Origin of the sequence: Paenibacillus amylolyticus (assembly GCF_051136285.1) — a bacterium.
Taxonomy (GTDB): Bacteria; Bacillota; Bacilli; order Paenibacillales; family Paenibacillaceae; genus Paenibacillus; species Paenibacillus amylolyticus_F.
Map to the genome: position 1 here is coordinate 33,599 of NZ_CP194938.1, position 14,257 is coordinate 47,855.

Below are 14,257 nucleotides of genomic sequence, written 5' to 3' on the forward strand. Positions count from 1 at the left end.
TTAATGTATTACCAAATATTCATCTTCAGAGCATCACATAAATGGTAAAATACAAATAAAAGGAAAGTGTTGTATGAGAAAATTATTTGGAATGATTGTAGCTTTATCCTTGTTTTTCACTATGAGTACCTCAGCATTTGCAACAATACCTGAAGAAATTGATTTACATGATCACTCAACTGAAATTTTCAACACCTACTCAATTGATAGTGAATCGCCTGAAGATTTACCTACTTCTTTCAGTGAAACACTCTTTTCTTCTACTATCACACCTGAATCAGCTGACTCTGAAAGTAGTCTTGCATCAAAATTTATTTTAATTACTATTAAACATGATTACACTTATGTTTCATCCAAAAAAGAACACAAGCACTCTTTTAATATTGATGCTCCAGGCACACTGATCAAACCACCGGTAGATGCAATATTTAAAATCACACGATCAGATACAGAAAATGGTATCTATACGGAAGTAGACAGACTAAAGGTAACTGATGCAAGTTATATTAAAACCTATAATATTAGTATTCCGCGTGCAACAGGACACTATAAAGTTGTTGTAGAGCTTACTGCGCGAAAAGCTAATCAGAGTGTTGGATCGCCAGTTACTGGATCATCGCAATTGATAAACAAAACAGGTAACATATGGATTTTTGTTCATACTGATAGTACATCTGGTAAAACTCTAGCTAAGCCACCTGCAAATTATACTAAAGGTGCTTTGTATACACGTCCAAGTAATTTAAATAAGACATATGAAACATGGTATAACAAAACCTATAGCGCAAAATTAGATGTTACAGATTATGATGTCCATCATATTAAGCCACTAGAATATGGCGGAGATAACACGATGGGCAACTTGATACATTTGAATAAACTTATGCACAAAGGTGTTACAGCCTGGTTCGCGGGCTACTAATTAAACTCTATAAAAAAATGGCGGAATAGCTAAAAAGGCTAAACCGCCATTTTTTTATATGTGTTACAATTCTATAAAAGGTTTTATATGTATTCTCTATAGAGAGGGGAAGTGGTGAATTTATGAATGAAGATGATTTATTCCAACCATTAAATATTGAATTATTGGTTGATATGGTTAAAAAAATAAGCAATAGTAAATCAGAGATTTACCATATGGGCGCCATAGTTGATTATTTTTTTAAAATGAATCCACCTGCTCAAAGCTCCGATATAGCCTTAATTGAAAGTGAGTGTGAGTTGATTTTACCATGTGAATATAAAAGCTTCTTAACGCTAGTTAATGGGCTGCAATTTGGAAATTTGGAATGTGAAATTTGTTCTGTTGAAAGTGTAATTGATTATTATTTTGCATTTGTAGATTTCTATCCTTCTAACATGCTTGTCATCGCTACTGCTGCTGGTACTTCTATTCATATTTTGCTTCAAATTAATGACAATGGATATAAGGTATATGCAACATCTGCTATAGGAGAGGACTACATTTGGTTGCTAAGTGATGATGACCTTTTGAGTTTTTTTGATAAGTTTATTAGTACCTATGGTTTTCCTTATTGGAAAATGTACAAAGATGAGAACACCGCGGTAAAAAAATTACATGTAGATTGAAGTAATAATGTTATTAAGTATAGAAAATCAGTACAGATATTTACCTGAAAAACAGACCTCCAGAGTCAGTCTGAGGGTCTGTTTTAACTTTTAATCGTTCTCATTTGTTTTAGTATTTTGGGGCTGTTAATCAGTAGAGATTAGAGTGATGGAGAAACATCCAGAATATCCATTTTCCCTAGTTTTAATGATTTTTGTTCGTCGTCTTCTCTTTATATAACACGACGAAGAAGTGATATAATTGAATAAACGAGCCCGCATAGGACCGTTGCGTAAGAGCTGTTTTTTTTATCATGTTATGTCACGCGTGTTGAATAACCAATAAAAGGTAGAAAAAGAACCGCAACCTCGGTAAAATGTTTGTACCCCTACAAACTCCGAAAGGTGGCGGTTCCATGAAAAATTCTAACCGATTTCTCTCGTTTCTTCAATCCCTTCTCTCACCCGAAACAGTAGCACAGGCTGCTAAGAATGCAGGATATGAGGATACATCACGCCAATTTTCAGTTCATTGGTTACTCGAGTTTTGGACACTTTCCGCTGTACATCGGTGGAAAAGTTACCGAAGTGGGGCGGACTTGGCCCAATCGGCAGGGCTTAAATCAGCTCATTATTCACGCATTTCGACGAAAGCGGCCGAAGTGCCTTATTCGGTGTTAAAAGAGTTATTTCATCGTTTGGTTTCTCAAAAGAATCGTCGTTTTCGCCGGCAGCTTGCTTTTCCCAAAGAGCTGCTCTTGCTGGATTCAACCACGGTTACGGTAGGGGAAACTCGTCTGCCGTGGGCGCCATACCACGGCAAGAAAGCAGGAATTAAACTTCATGTAGCACTGCGAGAAACGCAACATGTCCCTGAAAAGGTCGAAGAAACGACGGGATCGGTTCATGATGGACCCATTTCAGAGCAGCTTGTGCATCCCGATTTCATTATGATCATGGATCGCGCCTATGGAAAACTGGAGCGACTGGATCGCTTAAAAACGAGCAAGCAGTCTTATGTAGTCAGGCTCCGAGATAACGTCAATTTGCACGAGCCACGCTCTCTCCGCAGACATCCATCAGAGGCATCTAATGTGATCCGGGACATCTCATGCCAGCTAGGTACGCCCCAAAATCGTAGCCAGGAACGTCACCGGGTGGTGATGTTTAAGGATTACGAGGGTCGAGAAATTCGAGTGGCTACCGATTTAATGGAGGTCAGCGGTGAGCAAATTGCACAAATGTATAAAGCTCGCTGGGAAATCGAAGTCTTTTTCCGTTGGATCAAGCAAAATCTGAATGTGCCTACCTTATTTGGAACCACGGAAAACGCCGTTTATGGTCAGTTGTACGGAGCTTTAATCGCTTATGTGATCCTCAAAAGTCTCTTTGAGTCGGCAAAAATGAACGTACCTAAGCATGTGCAGCTTTCATTTATTCGTTTTTTTCGCTTGTTTCTTACGGAACAATTACCCGTCGAATGGCGACTGGTGATGCAACATGAACATTTTTTAAGTTCGGTGTTTCAGCAAAATAAATTTACATAAATTAGATATTCAACACGCGTGTTTTCAAATGAATATATATTCAGACTTGATCCTGAGATCGAGGGCTACAGAGAAAATTCAACTTTCTCTAAAATCAAAAGAAAGCTAAAAAGATCAGAATGGTTCCATAATCATTTTGATATGATATTAACTGGTGAAGGTGAAACAAAGGTTGCGATATTGAGAAAGAAATAGTGCATGATATAAGGTGCGCAAAACCATCAGATGAATCCAAAATATAATAATGGGAGATAATACTAAGACTCTCTCCCATGAGTGCTACTATTAATGTACCTAGTCAAAGTGACTGGGTATTTTTGTTGTTGATTAAAGAACGTGTGTTCGCATATAATAATCATGAGGTGATATCATGCTAACGGATTTTCAACGTAAGGTACTCCGTATCTTGTATAACTATAAAGGTGGGCGCAGACGTTTTCCTACAATCCATGAAATAACGGTCAAGACGGGTAAACATAAACCGGAAGTTTTGACTGCTCTGGACGCTCTTGTGGCTGCGGAATATATACATTGGGAAGATCGATCAGACACCAGCAATCTTGTTATTCTGGAAGGCTGGGAGCGGGAATCTGAAAAGCCGCGGCTTCCTGCGTCACCACAGACCATTAAGCCAAATAACACGGATTACTGGACACAATATTGAGGAGGAATGAACTGTCTACTATATTTCCCCTTGTCCTAAAAAGAGACAGTTATAAGGGTAAAATGCCGTGTCCAATCCTTCTAAATTTAATAGAGTATATTATATCTAATTTAGGAGGAATGGTAATGGCAGATTCAGACTGTAAACAGAATGCTTCGGGACTTTGTTCTGAGACCGAGGGAAATACGACGACCGCAAGCGGTTTTGCTTCTCACGCGGAAGGATATCAGACAACAGCAAGCGCATCGGCTTCCCATGCGGAAGGATATCAGAGTAATGCTAGCATGGATTCAGCCCATGCGGAAGGAAGCCATACACTCGCCTCGGGAGCTGCATCTCACGCCGAAGGGTATATGACGCTGGCTACAATCGATGCGGCCCATGCTGAAGGAGCCTATACAACAGCATCCGGTTATGAGGCCCATGCTGAAGGTTACCTTACCGTATCATCAGGACACGCCGCGCATGCTGAAGGCTCTCGAAACACTGCATCTGGATATGGAGCCCATGCGGAGGGTGCTGATTCAGACGCCAGTGGGAATGCTTCTCACGCTGAAGGAGTAGGGGCGGCGGCTGTCGGTGATGCATCCCATGCGGAAGGTACGAATACAACGGCATCTGGATTGAATTCTCATGCCGAAGGTCAATTTACTGTAGCTAGCGGAAATAATGCTCACAGTGAAGGGTCTATGACACAAGCTACCGGCTTAAACTCCAATGCTGAGGGAAACGAGTGCGTTGCTGCTGGTGAAGGTTCTCACGCGGAAGGGGTTACTTAAAACTCACGACTTTCAAGAAATCATGGCTACCCATCTTGAGATCAACTCCTCTGTACTGCGCGGACCAGAAGAGTTAGTTGAAGCATTAGAGGAGGCAAAAGAGAAAGTCGGCGTTTATACACAAGCACTGGGTGGAAGTTGTTCCATTGATGCAATATGCCCTGTAAAGATGGCTTGTGTAGGTTGCGGAGCGAAAGTACCTGATCCAAAGAAAAAACAAGAACTGATCGTTTATAAAATATGGGCAGAACAAAGTGTGAAATTATGGGAGGATCAAAAGCAACCTCTTGAAGCAAATAAGATGAAGGTTGCAACACGAAATGCAGAAAAGGAACTCTATGAAATCGAATTAATTGAGAAGTTTAGAAAGGATGAAATATATGAGCCTGAAATACAGTATAGACCACAAACAACAGCAACGTCCATGGCTCAAAGCGGCAAGAGAAAAAAGAGCGATACGAACAATTAATTTAGGAATAAAATCTATAGATCTTCTCCGATCCGAATCAAAGGATATTTCTTTCGCAAATATCTCTAGAACGTCAAAAGTTCTTGATCCAGAAGGAAAAGGAATTCATCCAAATAGTATACGATCGAATTTAGAACTATATGAATATTACAAAACACACAGTAAAACATATAAAAAAGCACATATCACACGTAGAAAAAAAACCTCACAGAAGAAGGCTTAAAAGTGAACTTTTCACAAATTAAATTAGATCGGAATTTAAATACGGTTCGACTTCGTTATCAACAAATGACCAAAGAGCAACTAATTGAGCGTCTTATCAGTGCCGAGCAGTACATTGCTCGTTCAACCGAAGCATGGTTGGAAAAACAGTTTGAATCCTTCCCTAAACCATAAAACAGCTCACATTAGATCAGAAATAGCAAGCCGACGATTCTGGCTTGCTTGATCATCATTCACTTGAGTTGCAAGTTTCTTAACAACAATCCAGGATTCTTCACTTGTTCCCTGTACTCGGCTACTTTTACTGTAAGAATTCACTGTGCTAAGGAGTGGAATTTTTCATGTGTCAAATTTTCCGAAAAATAGAAGGAGATACACCAGTATGCTCTTTAAATACTGTAGAAAAATGAGAAAGACTTGTATACCCCACCATGAAGCTAATATGAGTTGCTGATAAAGAACTTGTCTTTAATAGCTTTGTAGCTTCTTGGATACGAGTATCATGCAAAAATTGCAATGGTGTCATACTAGTTACTAATTAAAAGTTCGATGGAGATGATGCGGATCAACAGCAAGAGCTTTTGCTAAATGGTTCAAAGTCAGTTTTTCATCATAGTGTTGAAAAATGTAATTTTTAATTTGCAAGACTAATTCAATTTTGGTACCCTTCCAGTCCATGCAATCTGGTCTGCATCGTTTGCATGGCCGGTATCCTGAATTTAATGCTTCTTCTACAACATAAAATATTCAAATGTTCTTTTTATTAGGTGTTCTGGATGGACAAGATGGACGACAAACTGTCCCTGTGCTCCTCAATGCATAGAAAAATTCCCCATCATAATTGGAATCGTTTAATTTGATCGCTTGCCATTGAAAGACTTCCATAATTACTCGCCTCTTTATTTCGAATTAAAAGTCAAATATATAAAAGCAATGTGTTAAACACTTCAGCATAATAGAAAGAAAATTAGAAAAAAGGAGATTAAAAATAAATGATAACACGGGAGAAACTGGAACAAACTCAAATTTGGCTTTATGTCGTTGTATTAGTACTAGCTGTTGGGCTTGGATTATTAGCCCCAAATTTAATGATGGTGTTGGATAATCACATACTTATATCTGTTATAATCGGTATTTTAATGTTTGGAATGTTCACTCAAATTCCTTTTGTATCCATAAAAGAGTCTTTCGGAAATCGTCGTTTTATCTGGGCTATTCTAACCGCAAACTATATAGCTGTGCCTATTGTAGTCTGGTTTTTATCTCAATTTTTTCCTCAAGAAACCCCAGTATTACTGGGTGTATATCTTGTTTTACTAGCGCCGTGTATTGATTATGTCATTGTATTTACTCATTTAGGCCGTGGGAATGAAAAACTTATGTTATTATCAACACCCATTCTTTTTGTTACACAAATGCTATTATTACCTCTATACTTATGGATTTTTATGGGTAAAAAAGCAGCCGAAGTTGTAAACCCAGGACCTTTTATTGAAGCTTTCCTGATCATTATTGTATTACCGCTTCTTATGGCGATTGTTTTACAACTTTTTCAGTAAGAACTCATAGTAGTCAATTTTTATTAAATGCTTCTTCATGGATTCCTGTCCCGTTAATGGCTCTTACATTATTTACTGTTGTATCTTCACAAATCAGTAAGCTCTCTGAATATTGGGATTTGATTATCAAAGTAATTCCGATCTATATTGCATTTATGTTTATAATGCCTTTCATTTCACGCCTTATTGTAAAATGGTTTCGTTTGGATATTGGGTCAGGGAGAGCTGTGATTTTTAGTTCAGGAACACGGAACTCGCTTGTTGTACTTCCTCTTGCATTAGCATTACCAGACAACTGGAGCACACTAGTTGCAGCAATTATTGTAACACAGACTATTGTAGAGCTTGCGGGAGAGCTTATCTACATACGCTTTATTCCCAATGTAGTATTACGTAGCACAGATTCTAAAATGGACTTGAAGAAAGAGTAAATGATTCAGAGATCAAAAAATAACCTCCCATATAGAAAAACGGGAAGGTTATTTTTTTTGAATTCTATTTTTCCATGAAGGACTCTGATAATGTTGATATATAATATATAAAATGTTGAACATCTTATATATTAGTAGATCCAATATGTTCATATTAATATTTTATTGACATTTAATAAAAAAATCCGTTTGTCGGAATGATACAACGTTTGGAACTGATCAGGCGCTTGAAGGCTGGCTTCTCAGCCAGTGTCTCAGCCCGAGCATTGATCATCTTGCTACCGATCTTATCATCCTTTGCCCAGGAAGGGACGAGTCCCCATCGCAGTGCACCCAATCTATTTCCACCCTTGCTACCGATGATTGCCGGAATGTATTGCATGGGAGCTGCATTGTAGTTTGGTCTATACTCGAATCCATCAGCAATGGAAGCCATGTACCGTTCCATTATTTCATCCAAAGGGTCTGTGATTGAAAATCTTCCACACATGATAATGCCTCCTTTGAGACTCTATAATATGTAATTTTACTCAAATATTTAAGAATAGAAACGGGTAATTTGTGGAGAATATCATCCAATAAAAAATAAAAATGCAATTAATTGGATGATATTTATAGATCAGCAAGTTTATGTTTAGACATAAGTTAGAAGGAAGCGTAATTTAATAGTAGTTCGAAAGTTTGATTAAATTATATGGAGGAATAGTTGTGAAGAAAAGTTTTATTAGAAAGATAGGATATTTGTTTGGTGTTATGTTTATTATTGCTACAGTTTCCCTTACTTCAAGTACATATGCGGCATCGGTTGGCGATAAACTGACAGCTCCTGAAGAGGGATGGGTTAGATATGACGACAAAGACCCTCTAATTACATATACTGGAGCATGGTCAACAGATACAAATGCGGTATATTATAAAGGATCTCAAAAATACACACAAACTGGAAGCTATTCGTTTAAATTCACAGGAAATTCATTCCGTTTATTAGGATCTACGAACAAAACGATCGATAGCAGTAACATTCAAATCACAATTAATGGTGTATCTGAAACCTTCTCTGGGGTCAAAGAAGTTAACAATAATCAAGTCATTGTGTTTGAGAAAGTCAATTTACCTTTCGGTGAATATAATGTAGTGGTTAAGAATCTTGTGGCTAGTAAAAATATTACGCTAGATGCAATAGATCTCAAAATTGAGGATGTTAAGGGGATTCGACTTAATGCGGCTGCAGGAAATAGTTTGGTATCACTGAACTGGGACTCTATCCAAAATGCGGCAAGTTATATCGTTAAATATGGAACAGAAGCTGGGAAGTACACTGAAACTGTAACAGCGACAAAAGATGAATATGGCAATTTTGTTGTTACTGGCCTGACTAATGGAACCACTTATTATTTTGTAGTGAGCGCAGTTAATAATGGTGTCGAATCTGAATTTTCCAATGAGGCATCTGCAACTCCTCAAGGGCTGGTCGTTGAACCAGAAGAGCCATCAGGTAACCGAGCAATCCTTGTCGTAACTATGACCACAGGTCTTGAGAAAGAATTCGATCTTAGTATGCAAGAAGTAAATAGTTTCATCGATTGGTATGAAACAAAACAAACAGGAAGTGGTAAGGCATCATACGCTATTGATAAGCACGACAATAACAAAGGGCCGTTCAAGAGTCGTAAGGATTACATCCTATTTGATCGTGTCCTAACGTTTGAAGTAAGTGAATACTAATAATTTCTGACAGAGGCTACCGCGATTGTATTGCGGTAGCCTTTGATCATTCTTTTATATTACACTGAAATGCCTTGCTATTTATCTATCCGAAAGTATAGGTGAAAATCACCTCTAAACGTAAAGAAAGTTCTGCCGACGTTTTGCCAGCAGAGCTTTATACAGATGTTTTCGGATTAAGTAACATTTCAATATAAACATGTAATCCGTAGCTTTCAGAACGCGACCCTCTCGTTGCTTTATATTGGACAAATCACCGAAGCCTTTCTCTGTTCAACTCATGAACAATACATGTAGTTTGAAAATATTTCCTATAGGCTTGAGCGTCGAAATACCATAATGTCTGCTGAGCTAGTGTATTTCCAAAGTAGTTCAATACCCACTATGCGCCTGAGGCTTTTTAACGACCGTTTCCGCCGTAGCACTGGGATTACAATGATCTCAGTCGCACGTATTCTCCCTTGGAAGCAATCAAATTTCCATGCATGCCCTGTTTTATGATCCGCCCGTCCTTTAGCGTAACTGTATTTATGTGACTATTTCAATCATTAGTAAAGCTTCCAAACCACGTTAATTTCTTAGTCCGATGCGTCAGTTTTTGACGTAAGGTTTGATTTGAATTAAATAGTATTTTATTAACCTCTTCCATTTTTCCAACATCATGGTGAGAATGAGCTGGTCCTACCCATGGATGCGCATTTTGTACCCACTTCCCTTTTTTGAACCATGTCACACCATCAATCTCTTCTGACTCTACTTCCCCTAGGTGAGATTGATTGTGAGCTTTGAACCAGTCATTAATGCGTTCATCGACCCACCCATGCAATCTCCAGAACACAGGATTAACATGTGATGAATAAAATTCCCCGAGAAAATCATATTTGGGATTGTCCCACTTAGGATCAATATCTTCGTCCTGTCGACCCGACGATATTGGATCACCAGTTGAGGGGTCACGTGGTACTGAAGCCCAACGCATATGCATGTCATTATGAACTGTCCACTCGATCAGAGATCCAAGTTGACCGAGAGATAAAGTACTAAGATATTGCGGATTTTTAAATTCCCGATCCCACCACCTCATCCTAGACCAGTAATGCTCGTCTGTCTTTAGAGTCATAATTCTTCGATTTGTTGTTTCATCTGTTGGATCAAACCAAGCTGGTGGTAAAGTAAATCCATCAGGGTTTCCTGGGGGGCGCAATTTTAGATTTGGTTCTTGGTAATTAGGTTCAATTACTAATGGACCTGGCGCAGGAATAGAAGGCCATCCTCTGATAGGTTCTTCCAACAGAGAATTTACTTCGTTTATCATCTGTCTATGCATGAAAAGAAAGTCCTCACCAGATCCGTTATTTGTGAACGGTGTTCCAATTTCACTTATTGCTGGCCTTTCATTTTCAAGGTTTTCACCAGGCTGCCAATCAAGTGCCCGAATTTTGTCCCTTTGTACATCATCTAAAATCAACCAAAAATTTCTAACACTATGCCATATCGTATGGTGAAGGCGGTGATGTCTTGCTGCAACTAGATCAGTCACCTTATCTGGGAGGGGGATGACATCGCGCGGTTCAAGGAACTCATGATGTACTGCTATAAAAGATCCGACAACTCCTGCTGGTCGGTCTCCGTGAGGAACAGTCCTTATAACCGAACCAACAATAGCCTTTCTTTGATTTACACCATCAAGCCAATTTGGAACTAAGTAGCCAACATAATCATATACCCATCCTGAGGCAGCAGTTTCTTCAATACCTTCACCCTGAAATCTAATGCGGACGGGGGTTCCATTCTCCATTGAACCAAATAGGGAAAGACGAGCATCGTCCTGTCTTGGGGGGGCCGAACGAAATGCCAATTGTCCTCGTAAATCTCCTTGTTCATTTGCAATCTCAAATACCAACTCTCCTTGCCCGAAACGTAGTTCGTTAAAGTCTTCTACGTGTTCTGTGATATTAAAAAAACTTCGATATGTCCATACACCATGAATTTGATGTGACATATACACACCACCTTTTTAATTTTCATTTGAATATATTGTCCATTGTTTAGATGTTCATTCAACTGAAATAAATCTGAAGTCCGATCATACTTGAGAACAAGTCTAAAATATGACCGGGAGTTACCACCTTTATTACTTTAAGAGTTTCAATAGCTAGCGAAATTATTGCGAAAGTCATCAACGCTGTAACGACCGTAACGGATAACCAGGCCAAAGATGTATTAACGACGACCGTACAGTTGGATGACTACGGTAATATCACCTCGGTAACGGATGCAACAGGACGCACCACGAGCAGTACGTATGATGAGACTAGACACTGGTTAACGAGTGCTACCGACATGGTGGACGCGACCAACAAGAGATATACAGCACTTACACGGGATAACCTTGGTAACATTAAGCAAATCGTAAATCGTAAAGATAGTGCCAGTGGTGAACTGTTGACACAGGCTGACTACACTTACGATGCATACGGTAACCTGTTAACTCAGCGTATCTCGGATGGAAAACAGGAACGAAATGCGACGCTCGAATATGATGGTCGTTATCAAAATGCATTTCCAACCCGTCTGAGCATGATAGTGACCGATGTGGATGGTCAAACAACACCAGTAAGCACATCATCTGAATATGATACGACTACGGGTAGTTTAATCTCATCCACGGACGCAGAGCAGCGTACAACCAAGTATCGTGTGGATGCGATTGGTCGTACTGTCGAAGTAACACAAACGGACGGAACCACGCTTCGTGCAGACTACGATGATATCAACAATATGATCAAAGTCACGGATGAATTGGGTCAGCAACGCTTACAGAAATGGAATTCACTAGGCCAGGCCATCGAGAATGGTTATTTCTCAGGAAACAGCTATGTGGTGACTCAGCGTACCGGGTATGATCCGTATGGACGAACTGCTTGGACAGACGATGCACTGGGGAATCGCACACGGAATACGTATGACAACTGGAGCCGCGTAGTGATGACAACTGGAGCCGATAGTACGTCCACAGCGATGAAATACGATGATGTCGCTCGCACAGCAACCAGTACGGATGCCGAAGGCTACATGCAGATTGCAACCTATGATAAGTGGGGCAAAGCCATCCAAACGGAAGAGAAAACGCAGCTGGATGAGGTACTCCGTACACTCGGAAAAAATAAATACGACAACATCAGTGGTCAAACGCTGGAGCAAACCGATGGTAATGGCAATGTGACGGCATTCCGTTATGATGTCATGGGTCAGCTTCGTCAAGTGACCAGCGCCAATGGAGAACAGACGCAATACAGCTATGACCTAGCTGGTAATCTGCTCCAGACGATTGATCCAGCAGGTAACATCAAAGAGAACACGTATGATCAGCTGAATCGCCGGATTCAGACGAAGGATAAGTCAGGCAACACAACGAAAAGTTACTATACACCTGGCGGTAACCTGACGAAATATGTGGATCGCAATGGTAATACATTCACCTATGCGTATGACCAGCGCGGTAACTTGCTCCGTAAAGTAAGCTCGGACGAAACGATTAGCTTCGCTGTCGATGTCGTGGGTAAACGCACGAGCATGACTGACCGTACGGGTACGACGAGGTATCAATATGACCCTGCAACGGAGCAATTAACCAAAATGACCTATCCGGATGGGTTGACTACTGAGTTCACGTATGATCTCAATGGTAACCAGACCGAGATGAAAGGGCCATTTGGCAACACCGTTTACACCACGTATGATGTAATGAACAGAATGACTTCGGTTGGTACAACTAAAGATGCACCTGATGCTCGCGACAATTATTATTCGAATGGATTGTTGAATTCGTCCCAGTCTCTAAATAATGTGAGTATCTTTAGGACGTATAACGGTCTGGATCTGATGAAGCTAGAGCAAGATCGTGGTCAAGATACAGTCGTTTGGTATAAATACAGTTATGATAGTAACAAAAATATAACAAAGCGTATTCAGAACGGCGTACAGGACGACTTTACGTATGATCAGTTGGATCGAATTGTAACAGCAAGTGGTAATAACGAGCAGTACACGTACGATAAACAAGGCAACCGCCTGACGATGCAGTCCGACAAGGAAGTTAACGCGGTGACCAGCGAGTATCAGTACGATACCAGGGATCGTTTGACCCAAGTTACTACAGACAATACAAAAGTCGGATATCAGTACAACGGTGACAACCTGCTGGTTGAGCGTACAGAGAATGGTATAACTACGCGTTACTACTACGATGATGGCGCTCAGATCATTGCCGAAGCCGAAGTGCGCAACGGTACGCTAGAACTCAAAGCGAACTATATTCGCGGTGCCAAGCTGGAAGCGATTGTCTATGCCGATGGTAGCAAAGCGTATGTTCAGTCCAACGGACACGGAGATATTACCGAGTTGCGTGATGCCCATGGCGTGTTACTGAACAAGTATCAGTATGACGTGTGGGGCAATCTGGAGTCGAAAGAGGAGACAGTTTATAACCCATTCTTGTACTCTGGCGAGCTATGGGATGATACAACGCAGTTGCAGTATTTACGGGCAAGATGGTACGATCCAAATACAGGCAGATTCATTAACGAGGATACATTTGAGGGTGAGCTGGATGACCCGCTCAGTTTGAATTTGTATGCTTATGTTGCTAATAACCCACTTATTCACACTGATTCAACTGGGCATGCTATTGATGGTGTTCAATTGAATACTTACCTTGATATTGCTACTGCTGAAGGAAATAAATCTGATGCATGGTGGAAAATTAGAAGTGTTCTAGGTGAACAAGTTCAAGGGTATAGATATAATATTTTTGAAAATAATGCGAGGTTCAAGTATTTATATAGCTTATCTACTGGAAGTTATTATGTCAAAAAAGATAACACTCCAAAAAAAAAGGCTTGGGCACGCGGTGAATTATCAAAAATGTTTAAAGATGTATACACAATGGAAGATATGATAATTGGAGTTGCACTTTCTACGAGTTCAACTAGTCGCGTTACTAATCTGATAAAAAACGATGTAGGGTTATTTAAATATGATAAGGAAATGGGCAAGGATAAAAATCTTCAAAAAGAAGCCAACTCACTAGTCAAAAAATATTTGGCTGGTAATACGAATCCTGGGAAAGGTACTGAGACTCTGACGGGGGGGATAAGCTATTTACGTGGAAACAGTGGAGCTAGAGTCTTTTTCAGAATGAGAGGTAATCAAATGCAAGTATTAGCTAAATCAAATAAAAAAAATGAACAAGATGTAATTGATATCATTAAAAAAATATATGGAGACTGA

12 protein-coding genes and 2 pseudogenes are annotated in these 14,257 nt (G+C 39.8%); 10 read left to right on the forward strand and 4 right to left on the reverse strand.

All coding sequences use genetic code 11. The features are described from left to right. Positions 1–73: 73 nt before the first annotated feature. The 7 genes from ACR8BL_RS00140 (at position 74) to ACR8BL_RS00170 (ending at position 5,424) form a co-directional block, all read left to right on the forward strand. Positions 74–922 carry an HNH endonuclease signature motif containing protein gene (locus tag ACR8BL_RS00140; RefSeq protein WP_091000104.1) on the forward strand — a complete coding sequence of 283 codons (849 nt, stop codon included), beginning with the start codon at positions 74–76 and terminating at the stop codon, positions 920–922. Positions 923–1,044: 122 nt separating this feature from the next. Further along, complete coding sequence (locus ACR8BL_RS00145; protein WP_091000102.1) at positions 1,045–1,590, forward strand: SMI1/KNR4 family protein; 546 nt, start codon at positions 1,045–1,047, stop codon at positions 1,588–1,590. A 395-nt stretch (positions 1,591–1,985) separates the two neighbouring features. After that, on the forward strand, positions 1,986–3,116 hold the full coding sequence (locus ACR8BL_RS00150) for an IS4 family transposase (protein ID WP_434750726.1): 1,131 nt from the start codon (positions 1,986–1,988) through the stop codon (positions 3,114–3,116). 370 nt (positions 3,117–3,486) lie between these two features. Continuing rightward, positions 3,487–3,780 carry a hypothetical protein gene (locus tag ACR8BL_RS00155; RefSeq protein ID WP_434750727.1) on the forward strand — a complete coding sequence of 98 codons (294 nt, stop codon included), beginning with the start codon at positions 3,487–3,489 and terminating at the stop codon, positions 3,778–3,780. Between the two features lie 125 nt (positions 3,781–3,905). Next, the gene (locus ACR8BL_RS00160) at positions 3,906–4,559 is read left to right on the forward strand and encodes a hypothetical protein (RefSeq protein WP_434750728.1); all 654 of its coding nucleotides are present in this window, start codon (positions 3,906–3,908) and stop codon (positions 4,557–4,559) included. A 22-nt stretch (positions 4,560–4,581) separates the two neighbouring features. Next, positions 4,582–5,028 (forward strand): hypothetical protein, encoded by a 447-nt coding sequence (locus ACR8BL_RS00165; RefSeq protein ID WP_434750729.1) that lies wholly within the window; start codon positions 4,582–4,584, stop codon positions 5,026–5,028. A 225-nt stretch (positions 5,029–5,253) separates the two neighbouring features. Beyond that, positions 5,254–5,424, forward strand: coding sequence for a hypothetical protein (locus ACR8BL_RS00170; protein ID WP_434750730.1), 171 nt, complete (start codon positions 5,254–5,256; stop codon positions 5,422–5,424). 172 nt (positions 5,425–5,596) lie between these two features. On the opposite strand, the gene ACR8BL_RS00175 is transcribed toward ACR8BL_RS00170, so the two are convergent. Then, positions 5,597–5,776, reverse strand: a complete 180-nt coding sequence (locus ACR8BL_RS00175; RefSeq protein ID WP_434750731.1) for a helix-turn-helix transcriptional regulator — start codon at positions 5,774–5,776, stop codon at positions 5,597–5,599. An 8-nt stretch (positions 5,777–5,784) separates the two neighbouring features. Further along, positions 5,785–6,135: pseudogene (locus tag ACR8BL_RS00180) on the reverse strand (Ada metal-binding domain-containing protein). Positions 6,136–6,242: 107 nt separating this feature from the next. Between ACR8BL_RS00180 and ACR8BL_RS00185 the strand changes: the two are divergent. Further along, a pseudogene (locus tag ACR8BL_RS00185) lies at positions 6,243–7,240 on the forward strand (arsenic resistance protein). Positions 7,241–7,412: 172 nt separating this feature from the next. Here ACR8BL_RS00185 and ACR8BL_RS00190 read toward each other — a convergent pair. Next, positions 7,413–7,730 (reverse strand): SOS response-associated peptidase, encoded by a 318-nt coding sequence (locus ACR8BL_RS00190; RefSeq protein WP_434750732.1) that lies wholly within the window; start codon positions 7,728–7,730, stop codon positions 7,413–7,415. A 191-nt stretch (positions 7,731–7,921) separates the two neighbouring features. On the opposite strand from ACR8BL_RS00190, the gene ACR8BL_RS00195 reads away from it, so the two are divergent. Then, a complete protein-coding gene (locus ACR8BL_RS00195; RefSeq protein WP_434750733.1) occupies positions 7,922–8,965 on the forward strand; it encodes a fibronectin type III domain-containing protein in 1,044 nt (347 codons plus the stop codon). Positions 8,966–9,506: 541 nt separating this feature from the next. On the opposite strand, the gene ACR8BL_RS00200 is transcribed toward ACR8BL_RS00195, so the two are convergent. Beyond that, the gene (locus ACR8BL_RS00200; protein ID WP_434750734.1) at positions 9,507–10,967 is read right to left on the reverse strand and encodes a hypothetical protein; all 1,461 of its coding nucleotides are present in this window, start codon (positions 10,965–10,967) and stop codon (positions 9,507–9,509) included. Positions 10,968–11,206: 239 nt separating this feature from the next. Here ACR8BL_RS00200 and ACR8BL_RS00205 point away from each other — a divergent pair, with 239 nt between their 5' ends. Continuing rightward, a complete protein-coding gene (locus ACR8BL_RS00205) occupies positions 11,207–14,257 on the forward strand; it encodes an RHS repeat-associated core domain-containing protein (protein ID WP_434758303.1) in 3,051 nt (1,016 codons plus the stop codon).